This window comes from Corallococcus sp. EGB (assembly GCF_019968905.1).
In the GTDB taxonomy this organism is placed as follows: domain Bacteria; phylum Myxococcota; class Myxococcia; order Myxococcales; family Myxococcaceae; genus Corallococcus.
In genome coordinates this window covers 5,058,331-5,075,286 of sequence record NZ_CP079946.1, presented here as the reverse complement: position 1 = coordinate 5,075,286, position 16,956 = coordinate 5,058,331, and the positions used below count along the sequence as shown (strand labels likewise).

General features: G+C 69.8%; 27 protein-coding genes. 4 read left to right on the top strand and 23 right to left on the bottom strand.

Annotated features, from left to right (window positions below; translation table 11 throughout):
* Positions 1-508 precede the first annotated feature (508 nt).
* The gene (locus KYK13_RS20990; RefSeq protein WP_223632051.1) at positions 509-787 is read right to left on the bottom strand and encodes a hypothetical protein; all 279 of its coding nucleotides are present in this window, start codon (positions 785-787) and stop codon (positions 509-511) included.
* Between the two features lie 126 nt (positions 788-913).
* Between KYK13_RS20990 and KYK13_RS20985 the strand changes: the two genes are divergently transcribed.
* Both KYK13_RS20985 and KYK13_RS20980 read left to right on the top strand, forming a co-directional pair.
* The gene (locus KYK13_RS20985) at positions 914-1,342 is read left to right on the top strand and encodes a hypothetical protein (RefSeq protein WP_223632049.1); all 429 of its coding nucleotides are present in this window, start codon (positions 914-916) and stop codon (positions 1,340-1,342) included.
* Positions 1,339-1,722 (top strand): DUSAM domain-containing protein, encoded by a 384-nt coding sequence (locus tag KYK13_RS20980; protein WP_223632047.1) that lies wholly within the window; start codon positions 1,339-1,341, stop codon positions 1,720-1,722. Before KYK13_RS20985 ends, KYK13_RS20980 begins: the two co-directional genes overlap by 4 nt.
* 95 nt (positions 1,723-1,817) lie before the next feature.
* Here KYK13_RS20980 and KYK13_RS20975 read toward each other — a convergent pair whose 3' ends face one another.
* The 12 genes from KYK13_RS20975 to KYK13_RS20920 all read right to left on the bottom strand — a co-directional run bounded on the left by KYK13_RS20975 (position 1,818) and on the right by KYK13_RS20920 (position 10,591).
* Positions 1,818-2,345, bottom strand: a complete 528-nt coding sequence (locus KYK13_RS20975) for a hypothetical protein (protein ID WP_223632045.1) — start codon at positions 2,343-2,345, stop codon at positions 1,818-1,820.
* Between the two features lie 37 nt (positions 2,346-2,382).
* A complete protein-coding gene (locus tag KYK13_RS20970) occupies positions 2,383-2,646 on the bottom strand; it encodes a hypothetical protein (protein ID WP_223632043.1) in 264 nt (87 codons plus the stop codon).
* Positions 2,643-3,266, bottom strand: coding sequence for a glycoside hydrolase family 19 protein (locus KYK13_RS20965; RefSeq protein ID WP_223632042.1), 624 nt, complete (start codon positions 3,264-3,266; stop codon positions 2,643-2,645). Before KYK13_RS20965 ends, KYK13_RS20970 begins: the two co-directional genes overlap by 4 nt.
* The gene (locus KYK13_RS20960) at positions 3,263-3,871 is read right to left on the bottom strand and encodes a hypothetical protein (protein ID WP_223632039.1); all 609 of its coding nucleotides are present in this window, start codon (positions 3,869-3,871) and stop codon (positions 3,263-3,265) included. The genes KYK13_RS20965 and KYK13_RS20960 overlap by 4 nt, the downstream gene beginning before the upstream one ends.
* Positions 3,872-3,884: 13 nt before the next feature.
* Positions 3,885-4,823 carry a hypothetical protein gene (locus KYK13_RS20955; protein WP_223632037.1) on the bottom strand — a complete coding sequence of 313 codons (939 nt, stop codon included), beginning with the start codon at positions 4,821-4,823 and terminating at the stop codon, positions 3,885-3,887.
* Between the two features lie 54 nt (positions 4,824-4,877).
* Positions 4,878-5,309, bottom strand: coding sequence for a hypothetical protein (locus tag KYK13_RS20950; RefSeq protein ID WP_223632035.1), 432 nt, complete (start codon positions 5,307-5,309; stop codon positions 4,878-4,880).
* A 15-nt stretch (positions 5,310-5,324) separates the two neighbouring features.
* Complete coding sequence (locus KYK13_RS20945) at positions 5,325-5,792, bottom strand: hypothetical protein (protein ID WP_223632033.1); 468 nt, start codon at positions 5,790-5,792, stop codon at positions 5,325-5,327.
* 67 nt (positions 5,793-5,859) lie between these two features.
* Positions 5,860-6,750, bottom strand: a complete 891-nt coding sequence (locus tag KYK13_RS20940; protein ID WP_223632031.1) for a hypothetical protein — start codon at positions 6,748-6,750, stop codon at positions 5,860-5,862.
* A gap of 357 nt (positions 6,751-7,107) precedes the next feature.
* Positions 7,108-8,565, bottom strand: coding sequence for a hypothetical protein (locus tag KYK13_RS20935; protein ID WP_223632029.1), 1,458 nt, complete (start codon positions 8,563-8,565; stop codon positions 7,108-7,110).
* A gap of 104 nt (positions 8,566-8,669) precedes the next feature.
* Entirely contained in the window at positions 8,670-8,834 is a 165-nt protein-coding gene (locus KYK13_RS20930; protein WP_223632027.1) for a hypothetical protein, read from the bottom strand.
* Positions 8,835-9,620 carry a hypothetical protein gene (locus tag KYK13_RS20925; protein WP_223632025.1) on the bottom strand — a complete coding sequence of 262 codons (786 nt, stop codon included), beginning with the start codon at positions 9,618-9,620 and terminating at the stop codon, positions 8,835-8,837.
* Positions 9,617-10,591 carry a hypothetical protein gene (locus KYK13_RS20920; RefSeq protein WP_223632023.1) on the bottom strand — a complete coding sequence of 325 codons (975 nt, stop codon included), beginning with the start codon at positions 10,589-10,591 and terminating at the stop codon, positions 9,617-9,619. The genes KYK13_RS20925 and KYK13_RS20920 overlap by 4 nt, the downstream gene beginning before the upstream one ends.
* A gap of 658 nt (positions 10,592-11,249) precedes the next feature.
* On the opposite strand from KYK13_RS20920, the gene KYK13_RS20915 reads away from it, so the two are divergent.
* Together KYK13_RS20915 and KYK13_RS20910 are read left to right on the top strand one after the other, a co-directional pair.
* On the top strand, positions 11,250-11,432 hold the full coding sequence (locus KYK13_RS20915) for a hypothetical protein (RefSeq protein ID WP_223632021.1): 183 nt from the start codon (positions 11,250-11,252) through the stop codon (positions 11,430-11,432).
* Positions 11,429-11,692, top strand: coding sequence for a hypothetical protein (locus KYK13_RS20910; RefSeq protein ID WP_223632019.1), 264 nt, complete (start codon positions 11,429-11,431; stop codon positions 11,690-11,692). Before KYK13_RS20915 ends, KYK13_RS20910 begins: the two co-directional genes overlap by 4 nt.
* Here the strand turns inward: KYK13_RS20910 and KYK13_RS20905 are convergent.
* The 10 genes from KYK13_RS20905 to KYK13_RS20860 all read right to left on the bottom strand — a co-directional run bounded on the left by KYK13_RS20905 (position 11,689) and on the right by KYK13_RS20860 (position 16,827).
* A complete protein-coding gene (locus KYK13_RS20905; RefSeq protein ID WP_223632017.1) occupies positions 11,689-12,966 on the bottom strand; it encodes a hypothetical protein in 1,278 nt (425 codons plus the stop codon). The two genes, KYK13_RS20910 and KYK13_RS20905, sit on opposite strands and share 4 nt — an antisense overlap.
* 768 nt (positions 12,967-13,734) lie before the next feature.
* Positions 13,735-13,920 carry a hypothetical protein gene (locus tag KYK13_RS20900; RefSeq protein ID WP_223632015.1) on the bottom strand — a complete coding sequence of 62 codons (186 nt, stop codon included), beginning with the start codon at positions 13,918-13,920 and terminating at the stop codon, positions 13,735-13,737.
* Complete coding sequence (locus tag KYK13_RS20895; RefSeq protein WP_223632013.1) at positions 13,917-14,069, bottom strand: hypothetical protein; 153 nt, start codon at positions 14,067-14,069, stop codon at positions 13,917-13,919. Before KYK13_RS20895 ends, KYK13_RS20900 begins: the two co-directional genes overlap by 4 nt.
* The gene (locus tag KYK13_RS20890) at positions 14,066-14,422 is read right to left on the bottom strand and encodes a hypothetical protein (RefSeq protein WP_223632008.1); all 357 of its coding nucleotides are present in this window, start codon (positions 14,420-14,422) and stop codon (positions 14,066-14,068) included. Before KYK13_RS20890 ends, KYK13_RS20895 begins: the two co-directional genes overlap by 4 nt.
* The gene (locus KYK13_RS20885) at positions 14,419-14,982 is read right to left on the bottom strand and encodes a hypothetical protein (RefSeq protein WP_223632006.1); all 564 of its coding nucleotides are present in this window, start codon (positions 14,980-14,982) and stop codon (positions 14,419-14,421) included. Before KYK13_RS20885 ends, KYK13_RS20890 begins: the two co-directional genes overlap by 4 nt.
* Positions 14,982-15,308, bottom strand: coding sequence for a hypothetical protein (locus KYK13_RS20880; protein ID WP_223632004.1), 327 nt, complete (start codon positions 15,306-15,308; stop codon positions 14,982-14,984). The genes KYK13_RS20885 and KYK13_RS20880 overlap by 1 nt, the downstream gene beginning before the upstream one ends.
* Positions 15,305-15,799, bottom strand: coding sequence for a hypothetical protein (locus KYK13_RS20875; RefSeq protein WP_223632001.1), 495 nt, complete (start codon positions 15,797-15,799; stop codon positions 15,305-15,307). The genes KYK13_RS20880 and KYK13_RS20875 overlap by 4 nt, the downstream gene beginning before the upstream one ends.
* Positions 15,789-16,097 (bottom strand): hypothetical protein, encoded by a 309-nt coding sequence (locus KYK13_RS20870; RefSeq protein WP_223631992.1) that lies wholly within the window; start codon positions 16,095-16,097, stop codon positions 15,789-15,791. The genes KYK13_RS20875 and KYK13_RS20870 overlap by 11 nt, the downstream gene beginning before the upstream one ends.
* Positions 16,094-16,372, bottom strand: coding sequence for a hypothetical protein (locus tag KYK13_RS20865; protein ID WP_223631990.1), 279 nt, complete (start codon positions 16,370-16,372; stop codon positions 16,094-16,096). Before KYK13_RS20865 ends, KYK13_RS20870 begins: the two co-directional genes overlap by 4 nt.
* On the bottom strand, positions 16,369-16,827 hold the full coding sequence (locus KYK13_RS20860) for a hypothetical protein (RefSeq protein WP_223631988.1): 459 nt from the start codon (positions 16,825-16,827) through the stop codon (positions 16,369-16,371). Before KYK13_RS20860 ends, KYK13_RS20865 begins: the two co-directional genes overlap by 4 nt.
* Positions 16,828-16,956 lie beyond the last annotated feature (129 nt).

Genomic DNA, 16,956 nt, shown 5'->3' with positions numbered 1-16,956 from the left:
CCAAGGACAGGGGCATCCAAAGCTTCAGGGGTCCATGGGGAGCGCTCTAGAGGGCTTCCCGGTTCCACCCAGGTCCCCGCCAGAAAACCGGCTTCGGTGTTCCACCACCGCTGCTGGTTAGTCCCCAGGGTTCGAGGCGCGTCCAACGCCTCACCCTGGGGCAGTAGTTTCCTACCGCCTGCCCCTAAGCTACGTCTCCGCCCAGGCAGAATTCAAGGGCGCGCGAAATTCCCGGCTTTCGCGGCGGCGCAATGCGCCCGCCAGGAAACAACTCGGCCCGCCACCTGGTGAGGGTGACGGGCCGCGTCGTTCCGCGTGCTGGATCGACCTCAACGGGGCGGTAGCGTTTCAATCCACGCCCCTGGGCCGGGGGCGGGGGCCTCTCCAAGGTCAGGCCCCTTACTGCCACTCAAGCGGCACACGCGGCGGCCGTCCGCCCGGGTAGCCGTCCATGTTCCAGTGGGTGGGACCGCAGCCAGGCGCGCCACGGTTCCGCTTCAACCCGCGCCTAGTGCAGCGTCACGTCCGACGCCTGCCATCCCGTTTCGAGGAGCAGCAGGAGGGCAGCGGCGCGGCTCGCCACCTTCGTCCCGGCCGGGGCGCCGCATGGGATGCGCTGCGCCCAGCCGATGCCCTGGGGGTGCTGCTCAACGCGGTAGAGCCCCTCGCGGTCCTCCACGATGATCGCCGCCTCACCGTCGAGCACGTAGACCGTGGGCAGCAGCCGGGCCGCGCGAGTCTCCGCCACCAGCTCGTTCGGTGTCGCGGGGGTGTCGTCGTCATCCATGGTCGCGCACTCCAGTGCCTGCGGCGCCTGCGCACCATCCCTCTTGTGGGGGAGGGGGCAACCTCCCACGTCTCCGCGCATTGCGCCTACTCAACTTCTTCGTATTGCAGTGATATCTGGTTTCGCATGTTAAGTGCGATTCGATGGATTGCCCCAGCGTTCGGCCTGGTGGTGGCCGCCGGATGTTCGACGGCCGCGCATGAGACGGGCCGGCGCACCACGGGTGACTACCTGGCGCAAGCTGCCGATACATGCCGCCCGGGAGACTTAAGCACCGTCTGCTGCCTCAAGAAGTTCAAGTCCGCGGAGGCCTGCGGGATGACTCAAAGCGAGGCCATCACGCTGATGCAGGGCGCTCGGGAACTCCAAAAGGCCGCCGAGAAGGACGACCCGGACGAAGGGTGGCGACAGCACTGCATCGACGTCTACACGCTGTGCGCGGGCCAAAAAAAGCCCAGGTGGACGGGCGACTGCAACGCGTGCATGGAGCGGTGCAAGGGGCAGCACGCATGGCCGTTCGAGATGTGCAAGCAAGGCAAGGATGGGCGAGGGTGATTCCGGGTGACTGGGACAGGGTGCGCGAACTGGGCGCCCAGCACGCGACCGACGCAGCTCTGCCGGTGACCGATGACCTGCGCGAGCTACTGATCCGCGTGGCGCCACAGGTAGCAATCAGCACCGCAGACGCGCAGCAGGCCCTGGCCGCGCCCACTACGGCAGCCGCGTTGCTCCGCGAAGTCGCTCAGCGCATTCGCGACGGGTCGCGCCGCCTGTCGCGTGCCCTGGTGGCATCGGCCAAGCTCAAGGACGCGGGAGACTTCGCCGGCGCGCGGAAAGTGCTCGAAGAGGTCGCGGCCGTCGAGGTGGTGCCGCTCTACCTCGAGCAGGTGCAGGCCGCCCTGGACTACGTAGACGAACCGGAAGACGACGCCTAGCGCAGCGCCTGGTGCTCCGCAACGACAACGCCCCCCAGGCTGTGCGGGCCTGGGGGGGCGTTGGTGCGGCGCGGAGTCGCTCCACAGTGATGGCGTCAGCCGCCCTTGTGCTGGCCCAGGTTGGACGGGAAGGGGACACCAGCCAGGCCGAACAGCGCGACCGCGCCCGCGAGCACCAGGCCGCGCACGGGTCCGTCCGCCAGCGTCTGCGCGAACTGCGCGAGGATGGTTGCCACCGCGAGGCAGGGCACCGCAACGCTCGCCTTCACGACGGGCGCGCCCGTCGTGATGCTGGGGATGGTCGTGGCCACGCCAGCAACTGCCGCGAGGACCATCGCCAGGACGCCCAGGGCCAGGTTGTAGGGCACGGGCAGGATGCCCGCCAGGAACGCGCCGACGCTGGCCAGGGTCGCGAAGACGGCCGCCATGCGCGCGGACACCAGGCCCTGGCGCGGCTCCTCCACCGGGACCTCCGTGGTGAGCGTGCCCATGGGCTCCGTCACTGGCTCCGCCGCCAGCTCGGGCACCGGCAGCGGCTTGAACGCGCGCAGCTCCACGGCGGGGCCGCTCTCCGTCGTCGTCATCACTTCCAGTTCTTCGTTCGCTTCGATGGGCTCGGGCATCGGGGCCTCTGGGGACTACGGGAAGGGGAGGGTGCTGCTACTTCGGCTGCGGGTGGACGTGCAGGGCGCGACCGAACCGCCGGAATGCGGCCTGCACCAGGGCGAACCGGCGGGCGGTCGTGTCGCGCAGCTCCACCACCTCGGCGCGCGTGTCCTCCAGCTCTCCACCCATCTTCTTGACGGTGCGCTCCAGCTTCGCGAGCCGCCGACGGACGACACGCGTCTGCGCCAGGAAGCCGGTCATGCCGGAGCCCACCGCCATGCCGACCATCTTCAACAGCTCGGCTGTCTCGGGGCTCAAGCGGCCACCCCCAGCACGCGCAAGGCGCGCTCGTAATACTTCTTGCGGTCCTCAAGCCCGTTGGTGCCGCCGTTCACCTTCTTCGTCATCCCCACCAGGTCGCGCGCATCGGCCAGGGGGTTGATGCTCTTGCTCGTCCAGTACCAGGACGCGACGCGGAACCCGACGGCGGGCGTCTTCGCCTGGTCGGGGTTGCCCTCCAGGTCCAGGCCGAGCGCCGCACCTGCGGCGCGGTAGTTCGCGCGGCCCGTCAGCTGGATGGGGCCGCGCCCCTTGTAGCGCGCGCCGTCCCCAGGCTGCGTGTTGCCCAGGTCCTTGCGACCCTCGTACGCGGTGCCGTCGGCAATCTCTTCCATCCACCGGAACTCGCCCGACTCGTGCGCGAGCTGCGCGAGGAAGCCCGCACGGCGGAGGGGCGTGTTGATCCCCGCCTCGTTCATCGCCTTCGCCAAAAGGGGCAGGTACTCCACCGCCTTCGCTTCCGCGAGGTTCGGCATGATGGCGCGGAGCTGCGCGAGCGTGAGGCCCGCCACCAGGTCCACCTTCGGACGCACCTTGTTCACGACCTTCGGGGCGCCCGCCGCAGCAACGGCAGTGAGCCCCAGCGCTTCAAGAATCATGGGAGCACCTTCTTCACCAGGCCAAAGCCCGGGATGCTGTTGAGGCCCAGGCCGATGAGGCCCAGGCCAAGGGGGACGCCCACGACCACCAGGCCAACCTTCGCCTTGGTGGACAGCGTGAACGTTTTCTTCGCGGACTCCGCCAGCTCTGCAACGTCCTTCTTCACTTCCTCCACCACCGCTTCAGCTTGCAGCTGCACTTCAGCCGCAGTGCCCTGGACGCCGTTCAGCAACGGCGATGCGTCCCAGAACGCGCCCAGCGCGGATGCGAGTTGGGAGCCGTACGCGTCGCCCAGCTCAAGCCATTCCTTCACCGGATAGGCCCGGCCGTTGTCGTTGGTGCCGCGCTCCGCCCAAGCGCGTTGGACCGTGGTCCAGCGCGCGTACTGCTCGCGGGCCGCCTTGACGGCCCCCATCTGCTGGCGCTGCGTGTCGGTGATTGCGAGGTCACGCACGGCGCCCACGGGCGTCCAACTCGGCAGCCACCCAATCACCGCGTCCACGGTGGTGATGGTGGCGATCCACCTCTCGCCCTCCTCGATTTGCTCCAGCACCTTCTTCTGGAGCGCGTCCATCTTCTGCACGTCCGCCAGCGAGATGTTCATGGGCTTGTCCTCCTCACCACGCCTGGGCGGTGAGCCGCATCCGCCAGGCGCTGTCCCAGATGTTCCCCCCCCCTGCGTCCTTGCCCCACGGGTTGCTCGTGATCAGGCGGAACTTCGCGGCCGGGAAGAGCGGCCCGGCGCGGTCGGTGTCCGCGAGGGACTGCGACGACTCAGCCGCGCCCAGGAGGATGCTCGCGCTCCGCCGCGCCTTGCCGCCGTACACCACCGGAGCGAGCGGGGCAGGGGAGACGCCCGCGCCTCCGACGTTGCCGGCCGTGCCCGCCTTCACCGTGCGGAACGTGCGTGCGAGCAGACCCGGCGCGGCGCACAGGTCCACGGCCGGGATGATTGCCGTCTGGGGGTCGTCCGAGTAGTCCGCCGTGCACACCGACTCCACGGTGAAGAGGACATGCGAGAATCCGCGCAGGTCGAACGCGTAGCCCAGGAACGCGGCGGCCTTCTCTGCGTCCGGCCCGCCTTCGCTCCCGGTGCCCAGGCGGGGCCGCTGCGTATAGCCCGTGTCGATGTAGACGAAGTTGTTTCCCAACGTTCCCGCGTCGTCGGACTTCATCAACTTCCGCGTGTCGTCGTCGTCCGTGTCCAGGTCGAAGAGGACGTGCGGCTCTCGCGTCCCCAGCGCGAGGAACCCGTCCCTGTTGGTCCGATGCGCGGGCAGGCTCTTGTCTGCCTCCGTAGGCATCATGGCCAGGAACCACTCATCCCCCGTCTGGCCGCCGACAACCTGCACGCTCGTGATGAGCGTGCCGTGCGTGTCGAACGTGGGCCCCGCCACCGTCTCCGGCTTGTTGGCGTTGCCGTTCAACACGACGTTCACGGGATAGCGCTGCACGTTGCGCTCTCCCGGCAGCAGCCTGAACCCCACGCCCGCCACGCCGCTCCACGTCGCCTGTCCATTCGCATCCACGCTGCGCACTTCGGGCTTCTGAATCACGGTGTGCCTCCCTGCATGTTGTTCGGCGCTGGTGCCCCGACTTCGACACCTGGCCTACTTCGGGATGATGCCGAACTGCTGCCCGAGGCCCGCAGCGGCCTGGCCCACGGCGAGCCAATCCAGAATGTCGTTGGCCAGACCTCCGCGCCCGCCCTGCGTGCTCGCGTACTGCGTGGGGTTGTACGCGGGCGGCGTGTACTGCTGCGCCGGGGGCGTGTACTGCTGCGCGGTCGTCGACTTCTGTCCCGCAGCCGCAGCGGCCTGCATGGCGGCGAGCTGGGCGCGGTACTCCGCGTCCCTCGCGGCGGCCTCAATCTTCGCAGCGGCCTCCTTCTCGGCCGCCGCTGCCTTCGCGTTGGCCGCGTCAACCTCCGCTTTCGCGCTGTCCTTCGAGCGCATGACGGCCACACCAACGCCACCCGCCCCCAGGGCCGCCACAACCCCTAGGAGAATCTTCACCGTGTTGTCGCTGCTCTTCTCGCTCATGGTCCCGTGTCTCCCTCAGTACGTCGCCCACTGCTGATAGATGGGGTCGGTGGTGGTGGTGCGTGCGGAGCTGCCAGGCGCGGGGAGCTGTCGAACCGGCGGCGTCTCCTCGCCAGTCACAGGCTCCAGCGTCCCCTGCGCAATGCGCGGCGCGCGCGGCTTGATGCCACCAGGGGCCCTCAGTACGGACAGGACTGCGGAAGCGTCCGGCTCCGGCGTCGGCTCCGTCAGCTCGCCCACCGCCATGGGCTTGGACGGCGGTGCGGTCGGCTCGCCCACCGCAATCCCTCGCGGGGCCTGCTGGGTCGGCGCATCCTTCTTGAACACGATGACTTCGGCGGGCGTCGTCGCGGGCCGCATCGGTTGCGGCTCTGGCTCGTGGTGGACGACGAGGACTCTCCCCGGTGTCTGTGATTGCCGCAGCGCCATGTAGCCGAGCCCCAGCGCAAGACCAGTGGCTCCGGTGATGATAGGGAAAAGCATGTTGCCGTGCCTCCTCCTGGACTCCGCGGCGCGGGCCAGTTGTGTTGGTGAGGGTGTGCCGCCCGCCTCAGTCCACGTAGTCCCGGTTTTTCGTCGGGACGATGACGGGGGGCTTCGGCTTCGCAGGTGCCGGAGCAGGTGCCGGAGCAGGTGCCGGAGCTGGCGCGGGAGCAGGTGCCGGAGTTGGCGCGGGCGTCGTGACGGGCGCCTTCGGCTTGGGGGTGATGCGCGTGGTCCCTTCAAGCTCGGGGTCGTATGTCCCGGTGCGCTTGTCGCTCTTGATGTTGTTGACGTAGCCGCCTTCTCCGGCGCCTGTGGCCTCCTCCGTCATCCGGCGGAAGGCCCGCTCTTCCGCCGCCGCTTCCATCATTGCGATGGTCTCAGCGGGCAAGGGAGGCACCACGGTGCCGTCGTAGTCGGGATGATCCGGGCGCCAGTGATACCGGCGGAGCACGCCCTGAATGTCCCAGTAGTACCAAAGGCCGTTGGTCTTGGCCTCTGGGCCCTTGATCGCGGGTTGGCCGGTGAAGCCACCTTCTCCCATCAGCCATCCGGCAAAGTAGAAGTGGTCCTCCTCCGACGAGAGCGGGCCCCAGCCCTTCGCCATCCACGCGCGAAAACAGGCCACTTCCGTCCCGTCAATCTTCCGGCCCACCTGGAGCCGCGCCTCATTACCCGCCAGCTCAGCGCGCGCAAAGGCAGCCTCGGCCAGCTCGTACGCGCCCGCGTTCCAAAGGTTCACGCCCGCCGTCCACTGCTCCATGAATGCGACGTACCGAGCTTGCTCCAGCGCGGCGTAACGCGCGTCCGTCAGATTTTTTTGCGCTTTTTTGGCCTTGTCGTTCTCGTTGATCCACCCGCCCAGCAACTTGCCGAGCGCACCGACGAACGGCGCGAGCGGCGCGAGCGGGGTTGCAGCAAGCACCGTCGCCAGAAGGGCAGCGCCGTTCGCCACCATCGCGGGTGCGTTGCTTGGCGGGCGGAGGTCGCGCGTCGGAGGAGGAGGAAGCGGCGGGGGCGGCTCCGGGGGCGTCAGCTTCGCGGGTTCCGGCGGCGGCTCGACGGGTTGTGGGGCGGGCTGCACCGGCTCCACCGGAGCCCGTGGGGTTGGAGCTCCAGAACCATCACCGACCGACGGCGGCGCCTCCACTGGCACGGGCCTGCCGGAGCTGCGACGGCCAAAGGTCCGATGCGCCCAGTCCACCAGGATCACGAGGAATTGAGGCGCGGGCACAGGCACTCCAGGAGAGAAGAGGGGAGGAAGCTAGGCCGGGCGCCGCGAGTCGCGAGGCCCGGCCTGGTGCAACAGCGGTCGCTACTTCGCGGCGGCCCTGCGCGCGGCCATCTGCGCCGTGATGACGTTCACCTCGGCCGCGAGCTGCTTCTGGATCTCGCTGTACGTCCCGGAGGGCACGGAGAAGCCCTCCACGACGTCCACCAGGCCGCCCGGGAACTCCCGCGCGATGGCGCGGCGGATGGCCTCCACCGCACCCGTGTTGCCTTCCGGGTACTCGGGCGACGGCTGCATGGCGTCGAGCATCTGGAGCGCCGCCTTGCGCTTGCGCTCCGGGGGGATGAACACGCGCGGCTCACCGCCCGGCAGGCAGAGATAGCCGCAGAACTCGTAGAACTCCGGATCCTCGTCGGTGAAGCCCGTCCAGCCCGTGAAGGGACGCTGCTCGTCGTCGCACTCCAGCTTCTCCACCGCCGCGGTGCTCACCGCGAGGAGCTGGCGCGTGCGGGGCAGCTTCTCCGCCATCAGCGTGATCTCCGCCTTGACCTGGGCGGTGCTGGGCGTCTCGATGTAGTTGGCGATGGCGCTGAAGTCGTCCTTGCGCTTCACCTGCTTCACGAGGACGGCGCCCGTGTAGAGGTTCTTGAAGACCTTCTCCTCCACAATGAAGAGCGGGGTCCGGTCTTCCGTGTGGCCCGAGTCCTCGGTCGCGTCGGAGCCCGGCTCCAGGTCGTACTTCGCGAAGATCTCGAACGGGGTATTCGGGTCGTCGGTGACGGTCACCACGTCGTGCCCGGCGGTGAGCACCTGCACGCGCAGCGTCTCCAGCGTCGTATCCGCCAGGGCGCCCTCGTCCCAGAAGCCGACCGTCAGGCCGTCGGGCGTCCGCACGTTGTCGTTCTGGGGGTTGGTGATCTTCCGGTTGACGATGAGGCAGCCGTGCCGACGGTTCCGCGCCTTGCGCGTGCGGGGCACGAACTCCACGGCCTGGCTCTCCAGCTTCAGCTTCGCGTTCGCCGCCGCGAACGGGTCCGCGCCGCACTTGAGCTTCAGCGCCATGTCCAGGAGCTGCTCGGCGCAGACGCCCTGGAACTTCTCGCCGTCCTTCACGAAGGCCAGCGCCCCCAACGGCACGACCAGCGTGAACTTCACCACGTTCGCGCCGGGCGCGAAGGACCCGCCGAGCGTGCCGGGCGTCGTCCCGGTGAGGCCCACGTAGTCCACTTCCTGCTGAATGCGCAGGTCGTCGCGCACGACTGCGGAGCTGTGTTCCTGGTACGGCTCGATGGCCGCCACCGTCTTGCCCAGGTAGCGGCTCAGGCTCACGGTGTACGCGGACAGGAACGCCTTGCGGGCGTCCATCGACAGGGAGGCCACGGGGGACGAGTCGCTGTTCGTGACGTGGGCTGTGATGCGGCACTCGACGGCGATGCACGCCATACGCGGGCCGATCTTCATGGAGTTGCGCGCCATCGTCGCGTCGCCGCGTGCGCGCAGGTCTTTGCTGCCGTCGGGGAAGGGGACCAGGTTTTCAGGCATGGAAACGACTCCTGCGAAGAGGGAAGGGTGCGCGCCTGGTGGACGGCCCCCAGCGGGCGCGCGGCACGCTGGGGCGTCTGGTGGTGTTGGTGGTGGGGGCTGCGCTACTTCTTCGCGGCGGCCTCGCGGGCCTTCTGCGCGGTCTCACGCTCGGCCGGGGAGCGGATGCTGTCGGTGGCCTCACCGATGGCCACCGTGGCCCCGCCTCCGACGATGATTCCGGCGACAAAGGCCCCGCCGACGTGCCACGCCTTGAACTTCGCTTCCATTCATGCCTCCAGTGCTTCGAGCTGGTCCATTCGGACCGTGGTGAGGTCGGCCACGACGTGCTGGCGGGGCGGGAGCTGGGAGACGGCGCGGGCGAAGTCCTTCCCCGCGTCCTGCGCGAGGAACCGCAAATCCGTGGTCTTCACCTGGCGGAAGCTCACGACCTTCGTCGCCTGGGCCCGCGTCTCCGGCTCGTCGTCAGTCCACCGCTGCTTCAGCCAGTAGCGGCGCACGCCGTCCGCGCCCCAGGTCGCCGCGATGTCGTGGAACTCCTTCTTGAGGTACGGGCTCAACATCCCCGTCTCATCGATGAACAGGTGAAGCTCGTCGTCGGTGCGCTCGCGCAGGTACGGGAGCACCAGCCGGAACTGCGCAGCCTTCACTTCGGGCAGCGCCCGCACGTCGTCCGGCCGGATGGCGAGCGCCAGACGCGCGGCCAGGATGATGCCGGGGTCCTCCAGAAACTCAGTCACCGTCACCGTGCGCTTCAGCGGACCCAGGCTGTTGTTCTTCCTCTTGATGCCGTCCACCGCCCATTCGCCCCGGTAGTCGAGCGCGACCACGGGACGGCTCTTCTTCATGAGCCACGACGCCCACTGCTTGCCGAGGTAGCTCTTGCCCATGCGTGTCATCCCGACCACGTGGACACATTCGCTGACGTCTGGGACGTAGAACTCCAGCGACTCGCGTTCCCATGGGCGGGGCAGCGCGCGCCCGCATTCCTTGCACGCCTCCGCCTTCTTCCCGGCGTGCTCCGCGTGCTGCGTCTTCAGGCGCCTCCCCTTCATCGCCGCCGACTCCGGATGAAGCCGGACACCCGCTGCGCGACGCCCGTCACGCGCACCGCAAGGGCGGTCAGGAAGTCACCCGCCTTACTGGCGATGATGGGCGCGGCAGGTACCAGCACCAGGCCCGCCACGCCGAGCAGCTCGACTTCCGCGGGCATTCCGCCGTCAGCGTCGCTCGGCGCGCGCTTGGCCATGATGACGCCCGCCAGCTCCGCCATGCGGGCCACGGGGTCGCCCTCGTACTGGCCTTCAAACTGCGTCCCCGCGAAGAGCTTCCGGCGCGTGGGCTGGGACACGTCCACCCCGAAGCGCTTGGAGACCTCGCCCAGCACGGACGCGAAAGGCAGCGCGGCTTCCGCGAACTTGCGGACGCGCTGGAAGTCCTGGCCCATGTACTTCGGAGGCTCCGGGGGCGGAGGAGGCGGAGGCGGTGCAGCTGCGGGAGCCTGCGCGGCCGGAGCTGGAGCACCAGGCGCCGCAGCTCCGGAAGCTTGCGCGGCCGGAGCTGGAGCACCAGGCGCGGGCCGGGCCTGCGCTTTCGCCACGGGCTCGCGCTTGACGAAGGGCTGACCGCCGACGGTTCCGAACTCCTGGCGCTCAACCTGCTGCGCGTACGGCGGAATCGGCACGCCGTACTTCAGCGCCCATTCATTCGCCGTGCGGAAGTCCGCCGCCACGCGGCACGCCTTGAGCTTGTCCTTGTAGGTTCGCTCCCTGCGCTTCGGGTCGTCACCGACGGGCCGCCCCGTCTTCTTCGCCGTCGCGCTCGCTCGCGGGGGAGGCGGCGCGGCTTCTTCATCCTCCTCCGGCGGGAGCACTTCCGCCGACGCCTCAGTGACGGGGGCAGGGGATGGGGCTGGCTTCCGCTCGAAGAGGCCCGGGTTTCGCGGCGGAAGACGCTGCTCTTCCTGCGGCGCCTCCTCGGCCTGGCCCTCGTCGCTGGGCAGCTCGCCGTCCGCCGTTGCGCTCACGGCGCCCGCGTCGCCTGCGTTCTGCCCCAGCTCCTCGGCCACACGTCACCCCGCGAAAGTGGAAAGGGCTGACAGCAGCGGTGCGTGTCCTGGCGGGCCCCGCAGGGCCAAGCTGTTCCCGAACTGGTGGAACACCGCGAAAGTCGCGGTGACAGAAAGGGGCGCAACGACTCAGGACTTACGGGCGGACCCACGCACCGCCGCCGTCAGTGAGAGGGGTTGTCTCGCTTTCGCCGCCGCCATCACAGACGGGGGTTTCGCCAGGACCCGCCACGTCGGCCCGATGCGTCGCACGTTTCGCAATGGGTGACACGGCACCCATTCCGCCGCCAGCGGGCGGCCGTCCTCGCCACTTTCGCCACGCTGCGCGGCCGTCAGCCTTTGGCGATACGATCTCGCTCGTGGACCCCTCGTTACTTCCGACTTCTGGCCCGCCCGCTGAATGGCTCTCAGTCAAAGAGGCGGCGCACCGCGCGCACGTTTCGCCCCGCACCCTTCACCGCTGGGCGAAACAGAAGAAGATACTCGCGGACCGTCTGGCGTCTGGCTCTGGTGAGTGGCTGATCGCGCTCAACGCGCGGAACTTCCCCATCAGCACGACACCGTATGACCCTCGCGAGCTGCCCGCAGCGCACGCGTCCGCGTTGTGACTTCCGCCGTGCTGCTCAATCCCTTGCGCGTCCTCCGCTCGCGGCTTCCCCGTGTGGCGCGTCTCAAGCTCGCCCGGATCCTCGTGGAGCTGCTTTTCCCTTACGTCTACTTGGCACCCGACGACGCCGACGCGCTCGCGGCCCAGTTGCTCGACGTGCTCGACGCGAAAGCCACGCGGATCCATCCATGAGCTACGCGCGCTTCGGCCCTAACTCCTCCGTCTACGTGTTCCGCACCTTCGACGGACGAACCCTCGTGTGCCAGCTCTGCAAGCTGGAGCTACTGGACCAGCCGGACTTCGAGACTACGAACGCCGAGGGCATGCTTTCCCACCTCGCCGCGCACGTAGACGCCGGGCACCAGGTCCCAGAACGCGCCATCCAGCGTCTCGCGCACCAGGCGCTTGTCGATGCGCTCTTTCGCGGCGCGCCGGCTCGCCTCTCACACTAGCGAGGCATCCGCAGGCGCCAGTCCCGAGGCGCCTCTATGCGCGAAACATCCTCACCGCGCGCGAAAGCTTCCGCCACGTCCTGCCAGAACAGGAAGCGCCCCGTCAGCGCCGCGCCGAACTTGAAGCGCTCCAGGTCCTCCGCCTTCGGTGGCGGCTCCCACTGCTCCGCTTGGCGCCCGCCGTCGTCCACTTCCGGCCGCTCGGGCAGCCCCGCGCGCTCGTGCAGCTCGTGCCACGCGTCCATCACCTCGTCGGGCGGGCGAATCTCCCACGCACGTTCGTGTTGCTCCACGGTCTCCGCCGTGCGCATTGCGCGGCGGAAGCGCTCCACGTCCGCCAACTCGTCCAGCGTGAGCACCCGTGCTCGCGGCGCCTCCACCCACTCCGCCGCTCGTGCGCGGATCCAGTCCCGCGCCGCGTCTGGGAGCGGGATGTGACACGGTTCCCACGGCGGGCGCACGCGCAACCGCTCCGAGCGCAAGTCCCAGCTGTAGCGCGATAGTCGGACCCCGGTCCATGCGCTGGCTCCTTCGGTGATGCGGAGGATTCGCACCGCCCACGGCGACCACGCGCGCAACTGCCCCGTCAGCGACGGGTAATCGCGGTACTCCAGCGGCATCCCCATGGCCGCGCCGAGCTGCGCGAGCCCTTCCGCCTGCGCCTGGCGCTGTAGCTCCGGCGTCGGCGCCTGCACTAGCTCCCCAGTCCAGTCTGGATGCGTTGGCTTTCGCGCTGGTGGGAGCCAACCCTTCGTCGCGCGAAGCCGCCGCGTCTTCGGGGGCGCCCACGTCGGAAGCTGGGACGTCTTCACCACCTCGCCAACAAGGGTAGGGTGGGGCACCGCACCCTTCTCCACCTTCACGGTGTACGACGCCACGTCGCTCTTGCTGCGCGCGTGACCGATGCTGGAGCGGTGGCCCCATCCACAGTGCGCCACCAGGTCCCGCCACCAGCGCGGCCCCACGCCCCGGGCCTCCTCCGCCTCCGACGCGGGCTCCTCCCGCAGGAGCTGCGCCAGCTCAGGCGAGTAGATGATGACGTTCATGTGCGGGCTGCCGTTCCGGTGCTGCTCGACGGTGCTGACGAACTTGATCTTGCCCAGCCGCGGAACCCCGCCCGCGTCCCACCCGCGCGTCAGGTACTTCTGGAGCATCGCCCAGCGTGGTTGAAGGCATCGGTAGCGCTCGTCCAGCTCGGCGGGCGCGGTGCGCGGGTCCAGGGTGAGCACCACCAGCAGCAGCCCGGACAGATCGCACCCCTCCAGAGCCGCCATGATCCGCGAATAGTCCCGCTGGCTCACCCACCTGGCGCACGCCCCCTGATGCCGCCAGTTGCGGCACTGGTAGGGCGTGGACGTGCGTGAAAGGGGCTCGCTCCGCTTCCAGGTCCGGATGTGCCAAGCCTTGCGCTCGCAGGCCCCGCAGGACCGGGGCACCCACGGCTGGGGGGGAGGGGCTTCCGCAGGCCCGGCCCCTCTGCGCTTGTCCGACTTATCGTTACTACGACAAGCCGGGGGCGCCGCCCCCTGGACCCCGGGCAGCGGCGAGGCCAGCGCAACGCCCACCTGGGGCGCCGCTGGGGCCTCCTGGACGCGCGCAGCGCTTCGGAGCCTCACCGGGACACCCCCGGGGCTCCGCGCGCACCACGAGGCACCGACGCCAGGCCGTCACGCTTGGGCGGTTGGCATCCGGGGGGGCGGGGGTGGTGGGATTCGGACTCACAGCAGGCGGGGGGCGGGCGCCGCCCCCCGACACCGCGCGCAGCAGCTCCGCGTCCAGCTCCGTGCCGCTGCCGCTCGCCGGCCGGCACCTGGTGCTCCGCATCGCTCCCGTTGGTCGCTCCTGGCGACGTGCCGCAGTGCCTGCCGAACCGTGGGGGGCTCCAGGTCCCGGAGCCCATGGGCTTCAACGGGGGCCTGGTGGAGCTCCACCGCGCGCAATGCGCCGGAGCTCGAGCGTGCGCAATGCGCGCGCATTGCGCGGGCTGGGGGAGGGAGGCGCGAGCGTCAACCGCCGCGCCGTCCCTCCGCCAGCTCACGGGCTCATCGCTCCCGCTCCTTCCGCGCCTGGTGCTGCGCGCGCGCGTGCTCGGTCCGGGTCAGCGTGCGGTGCTCCGCAGCTCCACGCCCCGCGCACCGGATGCAGTAGCCGTGGCCGTCCACGCGTTTGACCGCGTAGCTCTTGCAGCGGCGCCCACCGCGCGTGCCTTCGCAACGACGGGTGGTCATCGGCCGCCGGCCTCCATCAGGACCAGGCCGACCGCGCTGCACACCACCAGCATCACGGCCGACAGCAGCTCGTCACGGATCACCAGCACCGGCCCCACCAGCACCACCGGCAGGCCGATGGCCAGCAGTCGCACTCGGGCGGCCCTCACCGGGTGGCCTCCGTGAGCGCTGCGGCACCGGCCCACATTTCGGCCGCCTTGCAAAGGCGCACGTCCGCCTTCGCCACCGCCGCATGCGCCGCGTTCACCGCCGCACGCGTCTCCCGCAGCTTCGTCAGCGCGTCGTGGGCCCACGAGTGATGCGGGCCCACTGCCGCAACGGCTTCCATCAGTGCCTTGCGCGCTACGACGTTCTCCGCCACCCGCTCGGACAACTGCTCGCGCTTCGCGGCGTGGTGGACGACGGCGCGCTGATACTCGACTTCCGCCATCGTCTGAGCAGGGCGGCCCCCCCAGGCCGTGGGCAGCGCCCCCGGCAGCATCATGGACGGGTCGCCGCTCATTGCCGGGGCTCCGTTGGCAGCGCCTTCGGCAGCTCATTCAGCGCGGCCAGGAGGCCCACCACCGCGAGCGCTTCCCGCGTCAGCGTTGCCTTGCGCGCGTCCATCGCGGCGAGGAGCTGGTGACGCGCCTCCAGCTCTGCCGGAGTCGCAACGCCCGAGACGTCGGCGGCGGACAGCCACGCGGTGATCGCATCAAACAGCCTGTCACCTGAATCGACGACGGCGCCCAGGCGCTGGACGTACTTGCGCACCACGCGGGACACGTCCAGCGACCCTGCGCTGAAGTCCTGCCGGATGGCCTCCAGCTCCACCGTGACAGCCACGCGGCCCGAGGCCCGCGCCGCGTCCGCGCTCGTCTCTTCGCGACGCGTCGTTGCCCTGGACCACTCAACCAGGGCGTCCTTCGTCACGTCGGCAGTGGGACCGTGCGCGACCACCGCAGCCAGGAAGGCCTGGCAGGCGGATGTCTCCACGTCGAGCGCTGCGACGATCTCCTGAAGGAGCTTGCCGTATTGGCCCGCCAGCGCTTCGACCTTCGGTGACAGCTTGACGGTTTCCATCACCGGCCCCCCACGGCGCGCTTCTTCGTGGACGCCACGCGCATGGTGCGGCCCTCCAGCTCCGCGATGCGCTCCCGCAGCCGCTGCACGGTCACGCTGGGCAGCTCCGCCGGTTCACCCGCCGGCCGCCTCTCCAGGTACTCGCCCCAATCGGCGGACACCGCCCGAACGAACGTGAGCGGCTCCGTGTTCTGCTGCCAGCGCCGCTCAGGATGCGGGAGCACCGCCGCGCCGGCCCTCACCCGGTCCCACTCGCGGCCGTTGAAGCGTGGGCTCTTCACCTCGCGGTTGACCGAAAACCTCGTGTCACTGCTCGTCGTCGTCACTGCGCACCTCCAGCCGCGCACGCGGCCTCACGAACGGGGAAGCGCACCGGCAGCCGGACCACGTTGGGTCCCAGCTCCGGCTGCGCGCACTGCATCCGCTCCTGCGGGCACGTCGGCCTGGGCAGCAGCACGGCGGGCCCGTCGTCGGGCACCTCTTCGAACTCCGACGCGTCCAGCGTCGGCACGTCGTCATCTGGGGTAGGGGACTCAGGCAGCACGAACAGCGGGAGCTGCACCGCCTTGCGCGCCTGGGAGACAGGCCTGCGGCTCGCGTCCATGCGCTCGCCCACGGCCCGATGCCGCAGGGCCCGCGCCAGTTGCTCGCCGCGGCTGATGTTCCGCCGCAGCCAGGCCCGGAGCGACTCGGCCTCCACGTCGTCGAGCGCGTGCGCATGGGAGGCATCCAGCAGCGCCGCTTTCGAGCGCGTCACGTCCTGGAGCACGGACGCGAGCAGTTCCTTCACCGTGCGGGGCTTCTGGTCACGAGGCATGGATTCCCTCGCATGCCTTCGACAGCAGCCCCAGCAGAGAGCGCGCGTCTTCGTCGAGCGCATCGCGCGCCACAGCCGCCAGCGCCTCCGACAGGGACCCCTTGCCGGAGTGCTGGACTGCATCCAGCACAGCCGCCAGCGCATGCAGCTCCCGCCGCACCACGGCCACGTCATCGTCGCCCAGCAGCTCTTCAACGAGTCCGTGGCGGGCCTCGGAGCGGATGACCGCCGCAGCCCTCCACATCGCGATGCAGAGCCCGTCGTGCGCGCCCAGCTTCGTCTTCGCGCGGGGGCTCACGGCTTCACCTTCGCCGCCAGCTCCAGGTTGTGCTTCACAATGCCGTCCAAGTCGAACCGCCGGCTCTTCTCGATGCGCTCCAGCCGATGCCACTCGGTGTTGAGCCACCCGCGCAGCTTGAGCAGTCGCGCGCACCTCGGCGCGAGCGGCGTCACGTTCATCAGCGCAACGCCGGCAAGCTCGATGTGTCTCTGTGCTGCCTCGATGTGGCGCATGGCATCGCTCACGCGCTGCGCCGCCATCGCCACGGTGTCGGGGCTCTTCGAGGGGCTCAAGGCTTCACCTCGCCCTTCGCTTCCGCCAGCTCCGCCGCTGCGCGCTCCTGCTCTCGCTGCTTCGTCCGGGTCGCCAGCAACTGGAGCGCAAGCCGGAGCGTCCGCTTCCGGTTCGCCTCCGCCATGACGCGGTATCCGTGGACGAGGACCGCCGTTCCCGCCGGCAGCTCGGGAGGCGTCTCCCTCCCCAGCAGCACCGCCAGGTCACCAAGGCAGGAGCGAGCGTGCGAGAACGCCTGCGCGGCGTGCGCGGCCAGGTCAGCAGCGTCCGTCGGGATGGGCGGGAACGACGTGCGCGGGTGCGACCGCTCCACCAGGGCCCGCACCGTGGTCGTGACGTGGCCCGTGCGCTGCTCGTGGCGGACGCGCTCAAGCGCCGGGTGCTCATCCGCTGCGGGACGGTGCGACCAATCGCACTGCGGGCAGACCCACAGCGTGGGCTGCATCGGATCCATCCGGCAGCCCGTTCCGTGCGGCCCGAGCCGGTCATCATCGGTTTGTTGCAACCTGCATTCGGGGCACTGAGGAACCGGAGGAGGGGCCTTGCCCGACGAGTTGTGTCCCGTCGCCGCGTAGTGCGCCTC

Excerpts from the sequence above, each read along its gene's own strand:
- KYK13_RS20990 (WP_223632051.1), bottom strand. The coding sequence starts at position 787 with ATGGATGACGACGACACCCCCGCGACACCGAACGAGCTGGTGGCGGAG.
- KYK13_RS20985 (WP_223632049.1), top strand. The coding sequence starts at position 914 with ATGTTAAGTGCGATTCGATGGATTGCCCCAGCGTTCGGCCTGGTGGTG.
- KYK13_RS20975 (WP_223632045.1), bottom strand. The coding sequence starts at position 2,345 with ATGCCCGAGCCCATCGAAGCGAACGAAGAACTGGAAGTGATGACGACG.
- KYK13_RS20965 (WP_223632042.1), bottom strand. The coding sequence starts at position 3,266 with ATGATTCTTGAAGCGCTGGGGCTCACTGCCGTTGCTGCGGCGGGCGCC.
- KYK13_RS20960 (WP_223632039.1), bottom strand. The coding sequence starts at position 3,871 with ATGAACATCTCGCTGGCGGACGTGCAGAAGATGGACGCGCTCCAGAAG.
- KYK13_RS20950 (WP_223632035.1), bottom strand. The coding sequence starts at position 5,309 with ATGAGCGAGAAGAGCAGCGACAACACGGTGAAGATTCTCCTAGGGGTT.
- KYK13_RS20945 (WP_223632033.1), bottom strand. The coding sequence starts at position 5,792 with ATGCTTTTCCCTATCATCACCGGAGCCACTGGTCTTGCGCTGGGGCTC.
- KYK13_RS20940 (WP_223632031.1), bottom strand. The coding sequence starts at position 6,750 with ATGGTGGCGAACGGCGCTGCCCTTCTGGCGACGGTGCTTGCTGCAACC.
- KYK13_RS20935 (WP_223632029.1), bottom strand. The coding sequence starts at position 8,565 with ATGCCTGAAAACCTGGTCCCCTTCCCCGACGGCAGCAAAGACCTGCGC.
- KYK13_RS20930 (WP_223632027.1), bottom strand. The coding sequence starts at position 8,834 with ATGGAAGCGAAGTTCAAGGCGTGGCACGTCGGCGGGGCCTTTGTCGCC.
- KYK13_RS20925 (WP_223632025.1), bottom strand. The coding sequence starts at position 9,620 with ATGAAGGGGAGGCGCCTGAAGACGCAGCACGCGGAGCACGCCGGGAAG.
- KYK13_RS20910 (WP_223632019.1), top strand. The coding sequence starts at position 11,429 with ATGAGCTACGCGCGCTTCGGCCCTAACTCCTCCGTCTACGTGTTCCGC.
- KYK13_RS20905 (WP_223632017.1), bottom strand. The coding sequence starts at position 12,966 with ATGGCGGCTCTGGAGGGGTGCGATCTGTCCGGGCTGCTGCTGGTGGTG.
- KYK13_RS20900 (WP_223632015.1), bottom strand. The coding sequence starts at position 13,920 with ATGACCACCCGTCGTTGCGAAGGCACGCGCGGTGGGCGCCGCTGCAAG.
- KYK13_RS20890 (WP_223632008.1), bottom strand. The coding sequence starts at position 14,422 with ATGAGCGGCGACCCGTCCATGATGCTGCCGGGGGCGCTGCCCACGGCC.
- KYK13_RS20885 (WP_223632006.1), bottom strand. The coding sequence starts at position 14,982 with ATGGAAACCGTCAAGCTGTCACCGAAGGTCGAAGCGCTGGCGGGCCAA.
- KYK13_RS20875 (WP_223632001.1), bottom strand. The coding sequence starts at position 15,799 with ATGCCTCGTGACCAGAAGCCCCGCACGGTGAAGGAACTGCTCGCGTCC.
- KYK13_RS20860 (WP_223631988.1), bottom strand. The coding sequence starts at position 16,827 with ATGGATCCGATGCAGCCCACGCTGTGGGTCTGCCCGCAGTGCGATTGG.